The organism is Micromonospora saelicesensis, from assembly GCF_900091575.1.
GTDB classification, from domain to species: Bacteria; Actinomycetota; Actinomycetes; order Mycobacteriales; family Micromonosporaceae; genus Micromonospora; species Micromonospora saelicesensis.
On the sequence record NZ_FMCR01000002.1, the window covers coordinates 217,099 to 232,419 of the forward strand.

Genomic DNA, 15,321 nt, shown 5'->3' on the forward strand with positions numbered 1-15,321 from the left:
GCATGAATGACCACAGCGCGCACGCGGTCGGCGAGCAGGAGGAAGCGCTATCCGGGGGCAACATGGGGGGTGCAACACGTGTCGGTGCCACTGTTCGACGCGGTGCCGGAGCATGGAGCCCGACGGTTCAACGCCTGCTACGACATCTGCATGAGCGCGGCGTCACCTGGGCTCCCCAACCGTTCGGGACCGATGAGCACGGACGCGACAGCGTCTCGTACCTGCCGGGCATCGTGCCGCAGTACCCGTTGCCGGACTGGATCTGGAGCGATGGCGTCCTCACCGATGCAGGTGCCTACCTCGCACAACTTCACCACGCCAGCGCCAGCTTCGACACCGTCGGCGGAGTTTGGCAGTTCCCGGTACGGCAGCCAGCTGAGGTCATCTGTCACAACGACTTCGCGCCGTACAACATGGTCTTCACCGACCGGCGGCTCACCGGAGTCATCGACTGGGACACCGCGTCGCCCGGTCCCCGGTCGTGGGATCTGGCCTACCTTGCCTACCGGCTGGTGCCGCTGGCCCATCCCAACAACGGCGACGCAATAGACAGTGACCTGGGCGAGCGGGCACGTCGGCTGCGAGTGCTCTGCGATGCCTACGGCTCGGGGCAAGACCCGGTTCACGTCCTCCAGATCGCGGTCCATCGACTACACGACCTCGCCGCCTTCACCGAGGCGCGGGCTGATCAGGGACAGGAGAACATCCGCAGTCACGTCGGGCTCTACCGACGCGACGCGAGGTGGATCACCGCGCACCGCGATCAGTTGGGCCGGGCTGTCGCCTAGCCCACCAGTGCCCCCATTGGTGCCGCACGGCGTGCGTTGGATGCGCGAGTTCCCGCGCATGAACGGCTGGGCTGCGGGCGGAGTCGGCGCTGAGGAGCACCGACTTTGCCTTGGCCCGACTGGGTTTAGATGTTGGCGGGGGTGGCTTCGCCGGCGGGTTGGAAAAGTTCGATGAGGTTGCCGGCGGGGTCGGCGAGCAGGATCTGACGGCCGCCGGGCCCGGAGACCAGTTCGCTGCGGAACGCCAGGCCGGCGTCGCGGAGCCGGTCGATCTCGGTGTCCAGGTCGTCGACGATGAGGTGGATGCGGTTGCGGCCGGGGCTGGTGGCGTCGTTCGGGGTGGCGCGGGCGCCGGAGCTGGCGGGTCCGGACAGCAGCAGTCGTAGCGGGCCGCGGACCACGTCGGCGAAGGCGGGGGCCGCGCTGGTCTTGAGGTGAAAACCGAGGTGGGCGGTGTAGAAGTCGACGGCGGCGTGAACATCGTCGACGAGGTAGCGGACGCTGACGTATTGCTCAGGTGTGCTCACGGTTTGGTCTCCTGGGGATCGGTGGCGAGGACGGGCAGCAGATGCCGCACGCGGGTGTCGATGTCGGCAGCGACCTGCAAGAAGGCGGGGTAGTCGTCCCGGGTGCCGGCTGCGGCGGGGTCGGGGATGCTCCAGTGCAGCTGACCGGCCGGGTTGCCGAAGTCAGGGCAGACTTCGCGGGCCTTGTCGCACAGGGTGATCACGTAGTTGAAGCGGCGGCCGGTGAGCGTGTCCAGGTGCCGCGGGTGCCGGCTCGCGACGTCGACGCCGACGTGGTCGCGAAGCACCCGCACGGCATGGGGGTGTAGTTGCGGTCGGGGGCGGGTTCCTGCGCTGGTCACCTGCACGTGCCCGGCGGTGTGCCGTCGGAGCTGGGCTTCGGCGATGGGGGAACGTGCGCTGTTACCCGTGCACACGAACAGCACGGTTCGCGGCGGGTGGACCGGCGGGGCCGGTGGAGTGCTGCCCAACTGCAGGGCGGGGTGCAGGGCGGCGCCGGTGCCTGCCAGCGCGTGGGCGCAGTTGTCGAGGTCGAGGTGGTAGTAGGTGTCGCGACCGTCGAAGCTGCTGCGGGTGGCGGTGACCAGGCCGCCGTCGCGCAGCAGCCGCAGGTGGTAGGAGACAAGGTTCTGCGGCTGGTCCACGAGGCTGACCAGTTCGCGGACCCGCAGGTCACTGCCGGCGAGTGCGGTCAGCAGTTGCCAGCGCAGCGGGTGTGCGGCCAGCCGGACGAACGGCGGCGCAGTGTGACTCGGCGGCACCATGACCACAAGATACATCAAACTGGTTTGATCGGTTTGGGGCGAGCGGGAATGTGGCCACGGTAGAGCTCACCGACACGAACCCGGCCGGGACCTGCGGGCGCTGGTGGCGTACAGCCCGTCCAGCCTCGCGGTCAGCTCAGGTCAGGTCCGGAGCCAGCGATCAAACCAGGCGCGGGTCCGGCGCAGGACGTCGAGTTGGTGGTTGCGTTCCCGGATCGAGTGGCCCTCTCTCGGGTAGATCACGAACTCGTGCTCGACGTCGAAGTGGCGCAGCGCCCGGTGGAGGTACACGGCCTGTCCGAGGGGGACGTTGGTGTCCTCGGCGCCGTGCAGGATGAGCACCGGAGTGCGGATGTTGCTGGCGAAGGAGATTGGGCTGACCGCGTCGTGTGGGTGTGGGCCGATACCCGACCAGCCGGTGCTGCCGCCGAGTGCGGCTTCGAACTGGCCGTGCTCCCCGGTCGCGGCGAGCATGCCCCAGTCGATGACGCCGGCGCCGACCAGCGCGGCGCGGAAGCGGTCGGTCTGGCCGATGGCCCAGGCGGACATGAAGCCGCCGTGGCTCCAGCCGGCGATGCCCAGCCGGTCGGGGTCGGCGATGCCCTCGGCAACTAGCAGGTCGATGCCGGTCAGGATGTCAGTCCACTCCTGCTGCCCGACCCGGCCGGCGACGCTGGCGGCGAACTGGTGGCCATGGCCCTGACCGCCGCGCGGGTTCGGCAGCAACACCGCGTAGCCGGCGGCGGCCAACCACTGCGCACTGGGAAACCAGAACAGCTGGCACCGATCGGCGTAGCGATCGTACGGGCCTCCGTGCACGATCGTGACCAGCGGGAACGGGCCTTCCGATGCGGTCTTTCCGACCGGCAGCACGAGCAAGCCGTCCAGGTCGAGGCCGTCGGCGGCGCGGTAGGCCAGCGGCTGTTGCGTGCCAAGCGGGACGCCGTCGAGTTCCGGCCGGGTGTTGGTGATTCTTCGCAGCGGCCCGGTTGGCGCTCCGATGTGAACGTTCGGGGTTTGGTAGCGGGTGCCGGTCAGTACCGCGATTTTGTCGCCGGTACGGGTGGTGGTGAGGTTGTCGAGGCGTCCGGGGTGATGCGACAGGGTCGTGAGGTCGGTGGGGTCGAGCCGGGCCAGGGTCGTGTTCAGGCCGTCGGCGAACACCACCAGCGGTGCAGCGTCGGTCTGGCGAAGTTGGGTGGGGCACATCGAGAGACCAGCGGTGCGGTTGCGCAGGACGCGGCTGTCCACGGCCAGGTCGAACACGGCGGTGCCGGCCTGCAGAGTCGGTGGGGTGAGCGCGATGTAACCGAGGTGCCAACCGTCCGAGCCCGGCCACCAGGCCAGAGATCGTGCGTCAACCTCGACCGGTCCGAGGTTCTCCTCGGTCCCGGTCGTGGGGTCGAACAGGTGCAGTTGGCCGGTGCGTGGACCGTGGTCGTTGTCAGCGCTGGCCCAGGTCAGCACGGCAATTGGGCCGCCGTCGGGACGTTGGCGCAGTTCCACGACGTGCCGGTCACCGAACACACTCGGGCTGGTGACCCGGCCGGTGCGCAGGTCGAGCAGGCGCAGTCGGGCACGCGGTTCGCGCTCGCCGACGACGATGGCGTCGTCGCGGTCGCGGGCACGGTCGGTGTCCTGCTCGGTGGGTTCGTCCTCGGCGAGCAGAGCGACCAGGTTGGGGTCGCTGAGCGGCAGGTGGTCGACGATGCCGGCACGCCACTTGGTCAATGGGGTCATCGTGCGGTCGGCGAGGGTGAGCCCGTGCAGCTGCGGGGTACCGCGGTCGGCGCGGTCGGACAGGAAGAACAGCGTTCCCGAGTCGGCCGACCAGCGTGGCTGGGATTCGGTTGCGGTGTCGGCGGTCGCCCGGCGTGACGCGACGGCGGCATCGGTGTCGACGAGCCAGAGTTCGGTGTCGAGGTGGTCACCGCTCCGGCTGAGGGGGGCGAGGACGTAGCAGAGCAAGCGGCCGTTCGGTGCGAGCGCCGGGGCCTGCGGGGCGCGACCATCGGCCACGAGTTCGGCTGTCAGACCCGTCATGTGATGAGTCTGCCAGCGTCCACAGAACGTCATGCGTCGGTCCGGTACTGGATCGACGCATCCGATTCTCACCGAGAGTGCCCGCGATCGATCGGCGGCCACAACCAGTAAGCCAACCGATCCGATGGTCAAGATCCCGGGTGGGCTCCGGGCCCGGGCAACAGGTCGATGTCAGTTGCCCGCATGGGCTGTTCACACTCCGAGCACCGCAGCTCCACATGACTGATCTTGCCGCAGGCGTGGTGGCGGTAGAGCACCGGCGGGCCGGCCTCGCCCGCCGTCCACCGGTCACCCCACCGCACCATGACAAGCAGCAGGTCGCACAGCTCCCTGCCCTTTTCGGTGAGCAGGTATTCGTGCCGGAGCGGCCGGGCGGAATACTCACGCCGGGCCAGGACTCCCTGTTCGACCAGCCAGTTCAGCCGCTCGGCGAGCACCTTGCGGGACATGCCGAGGCCCCGCTGGAGTTGCTCGAAGCGGTGCGTGCCGGCGTAGACGTCCCGCAAGATCAGCGGAGACCACGGCTCGCCGATGACGTCGAGGGTGCGGGCGATCGAGCATGCCATGGCGCCGAATTGCGTTCGCTGCATGACGTCACGATACGCAAGGCGGTTCCTTCAAGGAACTGACTCTGTTAGCGTCACAACCAGTCCGTTCCTTCAGGAGACGGACTGGTTCAAGCCCCCTCTACACGCGTATGGAAGCCGAAAGAGGCCCGTATGAACCATCCGCCGATCGTGCCGACCGGGGACTGGCAAGAGGCAGTGAACACCTTGCGAGTCCACGAAAAAGCACTCACCCGCCAGCTCGACGCAGTGGCCGCGGCGCGTCGCCGGCTACCGATGACGCCGGTCGAGCAGGACTACGTGTTCGAGGGCCCGTCCGGGCCTGCCAGTCTGACCGACCTGTTCCAGGGCCGCCGCCAGCTCATCGTGTACACCTTCATGTGGCACGGCGTCGACGCTGTCTGCTCCGGCTGCTCGATGTTCACCGACAACGTCGGACACCCGGCCCACCTCAATGCCCGCGACGTCACCCTGGCGTTGACGTCCCATGGCCCACTCGACGACCTACTGGCGCTGCGGCGGCGAATGGGTTGGGCGCTGCCCTGGTACTCGTCGCTGAACAACAGCTTCAACGCCGACATGGGAACCGGCGACGGATTCGCGCTGAACGTCTTCCTCCGCGCCGACGACCGGATCTTCCGCACCTACACCACCACCGCCCGGGGCGTGGAACGGCTCGGCAGCAACTGGTCCTTCCTCGACCTGACGCCATACGGCAGACAGGAGACCTGGGAGGACTCGCCGCAAGGCTGGCCGCAGACCCAGCCATACCAGTGGTGGCGGCTGCACGACGAGTACGACACGACCAAGGACCCGTCATGACAGTCGACACGCCAGTCGCTGAGCTGCTCTTCGGGCAGGAAGATGCGACACCCTTCGACACCGACGTGGCGACACTCAAGCCTTGGAGGCAGGCATTGGCCTGTCTGGAGTCGGCGCACAAGTGTTGGCTGTCCACCGTGGGACCGGACGGCCGTCCACACGCCGCACCGGTGATGGTGGTGCTGGTGGATGGTGCGCCGTGCATCGCGAGCCGCCCGAGCTCCCGCAAGAGCCGGAACCTGGCCGGCAACCCCGGCGCTGTCATCACTGTGAGCAGCGAAGACCTCGACCTGGTGGTAAGCGGCGAAGCTCACCAGGTGTCGGGAGACACCGCGCTGCGCCGGGTGGCCGCCGCCTTCGCAACGAAGTACGCCTGGGCGTTCGCCATCAGGGACGGCCGAGTCCATGACGAGAGTCTGCCGGGATCGCCCCAGTATGCCTTTTACGAGGTCTCCCCCGTCCGGGCTTTCGGCTACGGCACGGACGGGCTGACCGCGACCCGTTGGCGGTTCAACCGCACCTGACTGCCGGGCTGCGTCATGAACCGTCACCGGCACGTCCAGCCTCACCTCATCAGTGACCGGGCACGGGGCAACCCAGAGGGTCACCCCGAGCCCGGTCACTGATAGTTCCTCAACCTCGAGGCCGCCGGCCCGAGATCAGTGGGCGGGCTCGCCGAACCAGCGGGAGAGGTGGTCGTCCAGGTCCTGCTGGTCGTCGCCGATCCAGGCGACGTGGCCGTCGGGGCGCAGCAGGACACAGGGAACGTCCAGCGCCGCGGTGGAATCCGCGAGGTGATCGACCCGGTCTGACCAGCCGCCAACCGTGAGGCGTTCGGTGCGGTCGAGCAGCAGACCGCGGCCGCGGTGCAGCAGACCGTAGAGGTGGCCCTGTTTGATGTCCATGTCGGGCAGACGGCGACCGAGCAGGTCGGGGCCGGCGCCGAAGTCGTAGCGGATGCCGATGGCGGTGATCTTCTTCAGCAGATGGAGATTCACCTCGTCGAAGTCCATCAACTCGGTGAGCAGCCTGCGCACCGCCTGTGGGCCCGGTTCGGTGGACAGCAACTCCGTCTGGGCTCGGGTGTTGTCCAGCACCGCCTCGGCGACCGGACGGCGTTCGGCCTGGTAGGTGTCCAGCAGTGCCTCCGGCGCCCAGCCGCGGATCCGCGCGGCCAGCTTCCAGCCGAGGTTGAACGCGTCCTGGACGCCCAGGTTGAGGCCCTGTCCGCCGATGGGCGGATGGATGTGCGCCGCGTCGCCGGCCAGCAGCACCCGCCCGACCCGATAACTGTCGGCCAGCCGGGTGGCATCGCCGAAGCGGGACAACCAGCGCGGGGAGTGCACGCCGAAGTCGGTCCCGGCGATGGCGCGCAACTGGTGTTTGAAGTCGTCGAGGGTGGGCGGTTCGGCGCGGTCGCTGACGCCGGCGGCGGGCACCAGGACGCTGTAGACCCCGACGCCCGCGGGCCGGAGCCAGAACCGCTGATGGGTCTCGCGGATCTCGGCCACCGTGGCGGCGATCTCCTCCTGCGGGACGCCCACTTCCATCTCACCCATCAGACTCTCGGTCCGGGCGGGTTCGCCGGGAAAGCCGACGCCGAGCAGTTTGCGCACCGTGCTGCGCCCGCCGTCGCAGCCGACGAGGTAGCGCGAGCGCAACTGCTCCCCGTCGGCCAGCGCGACTGTCACACCCTCGTCGTCCTGCTCGAATCCGGCGACCGCCAGACCGCGCCGGACCTGCGCGCCCAGTTCGATGGCGTGCTCTTCGAGCAGACGTTCGATGACCGGCTGCGGGATGCCCAACAGATAGGCGTACCGGGAATCCAGGCCCTTGGGCGCGGGCTTGGCGATGGCGGCGAAGAAGGCGCTGGCCGGACGCTGCCGCCCGTGCGGGCGGATGCGGTCCAGCAGCCCGCGCATCGCCATCAGCTCGAGGCTGCGGATGTGCAGGCCGACGATGCGGACGGCAGACGCCGGCTCGGTCTCCCTCTCCAGAACGAGGACCCGCACGTCGTGCAGCCGCAGTTCGGCGGCGAGCATCGCACCGGTCGGCCCGCATCCGGCAATGATCACGTCGTACGTGTGGAGCGCACGATCGGTGGTGAGGGCCGACGATGCTGGGCGGACGTCGCCCACCGTGGAGTCGCGCTCGACCGGATCGGTCGACGGTGCGTCGGCGGTGAATCGCGGAGGGTGCATAGGTGTTGCCTCTCGGGAGTGCCGTGGTGGCAAGGCGCTCCCGGCGACACCTACGTCAATCGCCCGACCGTGACGGCAAGGGGGAGCACCCACATCGCTACAACGTTCATGGGTCTCACCTCCTCGGGCGGTGTCGCGGTCACCTGCAAGCTATATCCCCCAGCGTGATCCCGTCGAGTTGTTTCCTCGCCACGTGATCACGGCGTCTGGTGGGTCAGCGATCGGTGGAGCCACTCGGCCATCAGCGCGCGTTCGGCGTCGGTGAGCCCCGGGAGGTCGGGCAGCACGGTCGCGAAGGTCACCGCGACCGCGTTCGCGGTGGTGTCGGGTGTTACCGGAGTTGTCGCCAGGATGCTGGTGAGCACGGCATCGAGCATGGCCTCGCCCAGGCCGAGGTCGCGCTGCCCGGTGGGCATTCCGAGCAGCGTGAGGATGGTTCCGTTGCCCGCAGAGTGGATCATCATCAGCGCGCGCTCCTCGTCGACCCGGAGGAGGCCGGCTGCGGCGAGTCGTCGGACGCGGCGGCGTAGCACGTCGAGGCCGGCGATCGTTGCCGGCGAGGGTGTACCGCTCCCCCGGGTGGCCATCAGCGCGTACAACTCGGGGTTTGTCAGGCCGAACTCCACGTGCGCGCGCCATCCGGCGCGCAGGTCCGCGACCGGGTCGCCGTCCGCTGCGACCGATTTGCCGCTGACGTAGGTCGCCATGACGTGCTCGGCGACGGCGTCGATGAGACCGTCCTTGTCGCCGAACAGGCGATAGATGGTCGGCGCCTGCACGCCCGCGGCCTGGGCGACGGCGCGCGTCGTCACCGCGTTCGCGCCCTTCTCGCGCAGCAGTTGGGTCGCTGCCGCGACGATGCCCGCACGGACGTCGTCGCGGGTGTCCTGCGTCGTCACCATGAACCGATGCTAACAGTGAGTTGTTATCCATGAATTATCGATGCTAACGTTCGCGGCGTAACGCCGATAACAAGGGAGTGTTCATCATGATCGTCGTCACCGGTGCCACTGGCCAACTGGGGTCGCAGATCGTCGACCGGCTGCTCGACCGCCTGTCACCCGAGGTCGTGGGCGTGAGCGTGCGCGACGTCGACAGGGCCGCCGGCCTCGCCGAGCGCGGGGTGCGGGTGCGCGCCGCGGACTTCACCGACCCGGCCACGCTGGGGCACGCCTTCGAGGGCGCCGACAAGGTCCTCATCGTCTCCGCCGCCATCCGCGGCCCCGGCGCGTTCGTCGCGAACCGCGCCGCCATCGACGCCGCCCGCGCCGCCGGAGTCAATCGAATCCTCTACACCAGCCACCAGGCCGCCTCCCGGGACTCGCTCTTCGCCGCCCAGCCCACGCACGCCGCGACCGAGGAGCACCTGGCCGGACTGGGGGTTCCCTTCACCGCCCTGCGTAACGGGTTCTACGCGAGCACGCTCAGCTTCTCCATCGGCACGGCGCTGGAGACCGGGCAACTCGTGGCGCCGGCGGACGGCCCGGTCTCCTGGACCGCGCACGCCGACCTGGCCGAGGCGGCAGCCGTCGCTCTCACCGACGATGGCGTACTCGACGGGGTCACGGCACCGCTGACCGCCTCGGAGATGCTCGACCTCGAAGCGGTGGCCGCCATCCTCAGCGACATCACGGGCCGCACCGTCGAACGTGTCGTCGCGGATGACGACCAGTGGCGGGCGTCCGCCATCGAGCGGGGCATGCCCGCCGCGGCGGCCGACTTCACTCTCGGCCTGTACCGCGCGGCGCGAGAAAAGGAGTTCGCGGTGACCGATCCGACGCTGGAGGCGGTCATCGGCCACCGCCCGACGCCCGTCCGCACGGTGCTCGAGGCCATCGTCGCCCAGCGATGAGGGGTCGATGACGCGGTGGTCGTCAGCGCAACAGGGCCAGCAGCACCCAGGCCGACGTGACCAGCCCACCGACGGCCATGAGGGTTGCGGTGAGCGGCCTGAGCGACATGGCGTGCACCGTGGCGAGGGCGGCCTCGCCGTCGACGGACTTCGCATCGAGTGTCCTTTCGCCCTTCGGCCCGCGGGGATTTGTAGGTTGTCTTCTTGACGGGCGGCTGACGCGTAGCTAAGTTTCAGCCACCCGGACTGAGAGGCGTCTATGCAGACCCGACTCGTTACCGCGACCGCCCTGGCGGCCACACTGGCGGCCACCCTCGCTTCAGTGCCTGCCCAAGCCGCCACGCCGGTGCGCCCACCGACCGCCGAGCACGGCTGGGTCACGTCGACGCTGCGACACATGAGCCTGGAGCAGAAGGTCGGACAACTCTTCGCCACCTACGTCTACGGCGGTGACGCCACGGACCCCAGCGCCGCGGACCGGGCCGCGAACCTCGCCGCCTTCGGTGTGGAGACACCGGCCGAGGTGATCGAGCGGTACCACCTGGGCGGCGTCTGCTACTTCTCCTGGTCGCACAACCTGGACAGCCCCCGGCAGATCGCCACCCTCTCCAATGGACTGCAGACGGCTGCCCGTGGCGACGGGGCAAAGGGCAGGGTGCCACTGCTCATCTCCACCGACCAGGAGCAGGGCGCAGTGGTGCGAATGCCCTCCCCCGCCGCCCAGTTCCCCGGGTCGATGGCGCTGGGCGCGGGGCGGTCGCCCCGGGCCGCCCGGACGGCGGCGGAGGTCACCGGACGCGAGCTGCGCGCCGTCGGCATCCAACAGCCGTACGCGCCGATCGCCGACGTCAACGTCAACCCGGGCAACCCGGTGATCGGCGTGCGGTCCTTCGGCGCCGACCCCACCCTCGTGGCCGACCTCACCGCCGCCCAGGTCACCGGTTTCCAGGACCGGGCCGGGGTGACCGCCGTGGCGAAGCACTTCCCCGGGCACGGCGACACGGCCACCGACAGCCACACCGGTCTCCCGGTGATCAACCACAGCCGCGCCGAGTGGGATCGGATCGACGCGCCGCCGTTCAAGCGTGCCATCCGCGCCGGTGTCGACACGATCATGACCGCGCACATCGTGGTCCCGGCGCTCGACCCGTCCGGCGACCCCGCGACCTTGTCGCCGACGATCCTCACCGGCGTGCTGCGCGGTGAGCTCGGTTTCCAGGGCGTCATCGTCACCGACGCGCTGAACATGGCTGGCGTGCGGGCGAAGTACGGCGACGAGCGGGTGCCCGTACTGGCGCTCAAGGCCGGCGCCGACCAGCTCCTGATGCCGCCGAATCTCGCGCTGGCGCGGGACGCGGTGCTGCGGGCCGTCGACACCGGCGAGCTCACCGAGCGTCGGATCGACGAGTCGGTCCGGCGCATCCTCGGCGTGAAGTATCGCCAGGGACTCGCCCGCTCGCCGCTGGTCGACGTCGAGAAGGCCGTCCGGACCGTCGGCGCTCCGGAGCACCTCGCCGCCGTCACCCAGGTCACCGACCCGACGCTCACCGCCGTCCGCAACGATGCCGGATTGCTGCCCCTGCCCCACGCCGACCGGTCGGTCCTGATCACCGGCTGGGACAGCGCCGCCTTCGCCCCGGTCGCGACGGTCGCCGCCGGATTCACCACGCGTGGTGCCCGCGTCACCGCCCGACCGGCGACCCTGCCCTCCGACGCGACGATCACCGCCACGGCGAGCCAGGCCGCCGAGCACGACCTCACCGTCGTGCTCGTGAACAAGGCGTGGGACACCGCCGTCACCGACCCGCGAGCCACCCAGCAGCGCCTCGTCGCGGCGCTGCTGGGCACCGGGAAACCCGTGATCGTCGTGGCCGTCCGCGACCCGTACGACATCGCGTACCTGCCCGGTGTCACCACCTACCTGGCGACGTACTCGTACACCCGCGCGGCGATGGACGCCCTCGTCCGCGCGCTGCACGGCGACCTGTCCCCGAGCGGACGGCTGCCCGTCACGATCCCCACGGCCGAGGGGGCGGGCTCCGTGCTCTACCCCTACGGCCACGGCCTGAGCTGGTAGGAGGCAAGCATGCAGCGGAGGAATTTCCTGGTCGGCGCGGTCGGTGCGGGCGCGCTGGGGGCGGCGACGCTCGGTGTCGGACCGGCGGCGGCCAACTCCCGTGACCGTCGGGTCCGCACCGGCCTCGACGAGCTGGTGTCGTCCGGGTTCGCCGAACTCGCCGGTCAGCGCGTGGGCGTCATCTCCAACCCGACCGGCGTCGATGCGTCCTACCGGCACCTCGTCGACCTGATGCACGGCTCCGGTCGGGTGCAACTGGTCGCGGCGTTCGGCCCCGAGCACGGCTTCCGCGGCTCCGCCCAGGCCGGTGGCAGCGAGGGAACCGGCGTCGACGCACGCACCGGCATCCCGGTGTACGACGCGTACGGCGCCTCGCAGGCCCGGTGGGAAGCGATGTTCACCGAGGCCGGGGTGGACACCGTGGTCTTCGACATCCAGGACGTCGGAGTCCGCTTCTATACCTACATCTGGACGATGTACACCTCGATGGTCGCCGCGGCCCGGGTCGGCAGACGCTACGTCGTGCTGGACCGGCCCAACCCCGTCGGCGGGCGGGCCTACGGGCCGATGATGACCAGCCCGTACACCTCGGGCGTGGGTCTCAAGGAGATCATCCAGCAGCACGGGATGACCGTCGGAGAGCTGGCCCGGTTCTTCAACGCCACGTTCCTGCCGGCCGAGGCGGGACGACCGGTCGACCTGCACGTGGTGCGGTGCCGGCACTGGAAGCGCGACGCCCTCGCCGCCGACACCGGCGTGCCCTGGGTGATGCCCAGCCCGAACATGCCCACCCCGGACACCGCTCTGGTCTACCCGGGCACCGGGCTGTTCGAGGGTGTCGCGTCGATCACCGAGGGGCGCGGCACGTGCCGCCCGTTCGAGCTGATCGGCGGGCTGGCAACGGACTTCGACCACCACTGGGGTGACCGGCTCAACGCCCGGAACCTGCCCGGGGTCGAGTTCCGCGAGGCGTACTTCTCGCCGACCTCGGCCGGGCAGAAGCCGGACCTGCTCAACAAGCTCTGCGCCGGCGTCGAGGTCAAGGTCGTCGACCGGGCCGTGTACGACCCGATCCGCACCGGCGTGGCCATGCTCGTGGAGGCGCACAGGTACCCGGCGTTCGCCTGGCGACGCGACTCCTGGGACACCGTGCGTCCGTACTGGATCGACAAGCTCACCGGGTCGCCGCGACTGCGCACCCAGATCGACGCCGGAGCCGACGTGGACGATGTCGTCGGCGCCTGGGCCGAGGAGCTGGCCACCTTCAACCGGCGTCGCCGGCCCTACCTGCTCTACTGAGGAGTGCGGTCATGACCAGGTCGGCTCGTCGTCCGCTCGGCTCACTCGCGCTCGGCCTCGCTCTGGTGATCCTGGGCACGGCACTGCCCACCACCGGGGCGGTCGCCGCGACACCCACGTCCGGCCCGCCGACCATCACCCCCGCCGACATCCAGTTCCGCCACGACACGTTGCGGCGCGGCAGCGCCCGCCAGGTCGGACTGCTCCCCGACCAGGTGGATCGCCTGCCCGCCGACCTGGCGGCGTATCTCCGGCCGACCCCGGACCACCCCGGCTACCCGACGTACGCGGGCGCGGTGGTCCTGGCCGCCAAGGACGGTGTGATCGTTCAGCACGCCGCCGTGGGCAGTGCCGTGAAGTACGCCTCCGTCGGGCCACCACCCGGCCTGGTCGGTGTGGAACTCCCCGCCGACCAGCAGATCGCGACCCGTCCCGACACCATCTTCGACCTGGCGTCGGTGTCGAAACTGTTCACCACGATCGTCGCCATGCAGCAGGTGGAGCGGGGACGGGTGGAGCTGGACGCGCCGGTCGCCCGGTACGTGCCGGAGTTCGCCGCCGGCGGCAAGGCGGCGGTCACCGTGCGGATGCTGCTCACCCACACATCGGGTCTGCCCGCGTTCACACCACTGTGGAGCAGGTACCCGACACCGGCCGAGCGGTTCGCCGCCGCGCTCGCCACGCCGCTCACCACCGGGGCGACGCCCGGTGGCCAGTACGTCTACTCCGACCTGGGGCTGATCGCGCTGGGCGTCCTGCTGGAGCGGGTAACCGGTCGGCCACTGGCCGACCTGGTCCACGACGGCGTGAGCGGGCCGCTGGGCATGACCGACACCGGCTACAACCCCGGCCCGGAGCGGCGGTCACGGATCGCCGCGACCGAATACCAGCCGTACGCCGGACGCGGCATGGTGTGGGGTGAGGTGCACGACGAGAACGCGTGGTCGCTCGGCGGGGTGGCCGGGCACGCCGGGGTCTTCTCCACGGCCGCGGACCTGGCCGTGCTCTGCCAGTCACTGCTCAACGGCGGCGAATACCGCGGCCGGCGGATCCTGCGCTCGGAAACGGTGCGCGCGATGCTGGTCAACCACAACGCGCCGCTCGAGTCGGCCTACCCGGAGAGCGACCGCGGGCTCGGCTTCGAGCTGAACAAGCACTGGTACATGATGGGGCTCTCCTCTCCGGTGGCCTTCGGGCACACCGGCTTCACCGGCACGTCGATCGTCATCGACCCGCTCTCCCACTCGTTCGTCGTCATGCTCAGCAACCGGGTGCACCCGGACCGGGGCTGGGGCAGCAACAACGTCGCCCGACGGGCCGTCGCGCGTGACCTCGCGGAGGCGATGCCGGTACGGCCGCGCTCGGCCAGCGCCTGGCGGGCCAACCCACGCGACTCCGCGACGAGCACGCTCACGGCGCCGCTGCGTCGGCCAGGCCGTGGCGGGGCGGCGAGTTTCCTGCTCTGGTACGACACTGAGCCCCGCTTCGACAGCGCGCGATTCGAGGTTTCCACCGACGGTGGTCAGACCTGGACGCCGGCGACGATGCAGCTTCGCGACGCCGCCCGCCGGTGGAGCGCCGACGGCACGGTCACCGGCTACGGGGGTCGGGTGTGGTGGCAGGTCACGGTGGCGCTGCCCGATCAGGCCACCCACCTGCGGTTCAGCAGCAGCACCGACGGCTCCGGCCAGGGGCGTGGCGTCTACGTCGACCGGGTCGTAGCGGCGGACCGGCACGGCATGCTCTTCTCCGGCGAGGGTGCCGACGCCTCCCGGTTCGTCGCCGACGGGTGGTCACCGGCGCGGAGCTGAGACGTTGCACGGGATGGTGCCGCCCGCGAACCAGGGGCGGCGCAATTTGACCCTCGACCGGGTTGAGGCCCGACCATCGGTGACATGACCGACCAGGCGACCGCCGATCCGACCATGACCCGCATCATCGAGGCTGTCCAGCTCGGCCAGAGCGGCGCATCTGCCCGGGCCCGGGAACTGCTCACCGCGTTGTGGGACGAGCTCGGCCCCACCGGTGACGCCCTGCACCGCTGCACCCTGGCGCACTATCTCGCCGACCTGCAGGACACCACCGAGGCGGAACTGGCCTGGGATGAACGAGCCTTGGCCGCCGTGTCCGAGCTGACCGACGAACGCGCCCAGGAATACCTGCCCTCACTCCAGGTCCAGGCGTTCCTGCCGTCGCTGTACCTCAACCTGGCCGACTGCCACCGACGCCTGGGCAACGTCGGCCCGGCCCGCGAGTACCTCGCCCGAGCCCGCGAACACCTGGTGCGGCTACCCGACGACCCGTACGGCGAGAGCATCCGCGACGCGGTCCGGGACTTCGTCGCGGACGATCCGACCGACCGACGGCGGTAGCGGCCGGTCG

General features: G+C 70.0%; 14 protein-coding genes. 8 read left to right on the forward strand and 6 right to left on the reverse strand.

Features of this window, described 5'->3' with window-relative positions:
* Positions 1 to 2: 2 nt before the first annotated feature.
* Entirely contained in the window at positions 3 to 788 is a 786-nt protein-coding gene (locus tag GA0070561_RS08955) for a phosphotransferase (protein ID WP_091398179.1), read from the forward strand.
* A 125-nt stretch (positions 789 to 913) separates the two neighbouring features.
* On the opposite strand, the gene GA0070561_RS08960 is transcribed toward GA0070561_RS08955, so the two are convergent.
* The 4 genes from GA0070561_RS08960 to GA0070561_RS08975 form a co-directional block, all read right to left on the reverse strand.
* Positions 914 to 1,315 carry a VOC family protein gene (locus GA0070561_RS08960; RefSeq protein ID WP_091398184.1) on the reverse strand — a complete coding sequence of 134 codons (402 nt, stop codon included), beginning with the start codon at positions 1,313 to 1,315 and terminating at the stop codon, positions 914 to 916.
* Positions 1,312 to 2,079, reverse strand: a complete 768-nt coding sequence (locus GA0070561_RS08965; protein ID WP_091400077.1) for an arsenate reductase/protein-tyrosine-phosphatase family protein — start codon at positions 2,077 to 2,079, stop codon at positions 1,312 to 1,314. Before GA0070561_RS08965 ends, GA0070561_RS08960 begins: the two co-directional genes overlap by 4 nt.
* Positions 2,080 to 2,220: 141 nt before the next feature.
* Positions 2,221 to 4,122, reverse strand: a complete 1,902-nt coding sequence (locus GA0070561_RS08970) for a S9 family peptidase (protein ID WP_091398187.1) — start codon at positions 4,120 to 4,122, stop codon at positions 2,221 to 2,223.
* Positions 4,123 to 4,250: 128 nt separating this feature from the next.
* On the reverse strand, positions 4,251 to 4,712 hold the full coding sequence (locus GA0070561_RS08975) for a winged helix-turn-helix transcriptional regulator (RefSeq protein WP_091398190.1): 462 nt from the start codon (positions 4,710 to 4,712) through the stop codon (positions 4,251 to 4,253).
* A 129-nt stretch (positions 4,713 to 4,841) separates the two neighbouring features.
* On the opposite strand from GA0070561_RS08975, the gene GA0070561_RS08980 reads away from it, so the two are divergent.
* Positions 4,842 to 5,510, forward strand: a complete 669-nt coding sequence (locus GA0070561_RS08980) for a DUF899 domain-containing protein (protein ID WP_091398194.1) — start codon at positions 4,842 to 4,844, stop codon at positions 5,508 to 5,510.
* The gene (locus tag GA0070561_RS08985) at positions 5,507 to 6,034 is read left to right on the forward strand and encodes a pyridoxamine 5'-phosphate oxidase family protein (protein ID WP_091398199.1); all 528 of its coding nucleotides are present in this window, start codon (positions 5,507 to 5,509) and stop codon (positions 6,032 to 6,034) included. Before GA0070561_RS08980 ends, GA0070561_RS08985 begins: the two co-directional genes overlap by 4 nt.
* 135 nt (positions 6,035 to 6,169) lie before the next feature.
* On the opposite strand, the gene GA0070561_RS08990 is transcribed toward GA0070561_RS08985, so the two are convergent.
* Complete coding sequence (locus GA0070561_RS08990) at positions 6,170 to 7,552, reverse strand: FAD-dependent monooxygenase (protein WP_244166190.1); 1,383 nt, start codon at positions 7,550 to 7,552, stop codon at positions 6,170 to 6,172.
* Positions 7,553 to 7,908: 356 nt separating this feature from the next.
* Positions 7,909 to 8,613: a TetR/AcrR family transcriptional regulator gene (locus GA0070561_RS08995; RefSeq protein ID WP_091398207.1), complete on the reverse strand. Its 705-nt coding sequence runs from the start codon at positions 8,611 to 8,613 to the stop codon at positions 7,909 to 7,911.
* An 86-nt stretch (positions 8,614 to 8,699) separates the two neighbouring features.
* Here GA0070561_RS08995 and GA0070561_RS09000 point away from each other — a divergent pair, with 86 nt between their 5' ends.
* The 5 genes from GA0070561_RS09000 to GA0070561_RS09020 all read left to right on the forward strand — a co-directional run bounded on the left by GA0070561_RS09000 (position 8,700) and on the right by GA0070561_RS09020 (position 15,311).
* Entirely contained in the window at positions 8,700 to 9,563 is an 864-nt protein-coding gene (locus GA0070561_RS09000; RefSeq protein WP_091400079.1) for an NmrA family NAD(P)-binding protein, read from the forward strand.
* Positions 9,564 to 9,885: 322 nt separating this feature from the next.
* Complete coding sequence (locus GA0070561_RS09005) at positions 9,886 to 11,640, forward strand: glycoside hydrolase family 3 protein (protein ID WP_208603717.1); 1,755 nt, start codon at positions 9,886 to 9,888, stop codon at positions 11,638 to 11,640.
* Positions 11,641 to 11,649: 9 nt separating this feature from the next.
* Positions 11,650 to 12,939: an exo-beta-N-acetylmuramidase NamZ family protein gene (locus tag GA0070561_RS09010; RefSeq protein WP_091398215.1), complete on the forward strand. Its 1,290-nt coding sequence runs from the start codon at positions 11,650 to 11,652 to the stop codon at positions 12,937 to 12,939.
* Between the two features lie 11 nt (positions 12,940 to 12,950).
* A complete protein-coding gene (locus GA0070561_RS09015) occupies positions 12,951 to 14,750 on the forward strand; it encodes a serine hydrolase domain-containing protein (RefSeq protein ID WP_091398218.1) in 1,800 nt (599 codons plus the stop codon).
* An 84-nt stretch (positions 14,751 to 14,834) separates the two neighbouring features.
* Positions 14,835 to 15,311 carry a hypothetical protein gene (locus tag GA0070561_RS09020; RefSeq protein WP_091398222.1) on the forward strand — a complete coding sequence of 159 codons (477 nt, stop codon included), beginning with the start codon at positions 14,835 to 14,837 and terminating at the stop codon, positions 15,309 to 15,311.
* Positions 15,312 to 15,321 lie beyond the last annotated feature (10 nt).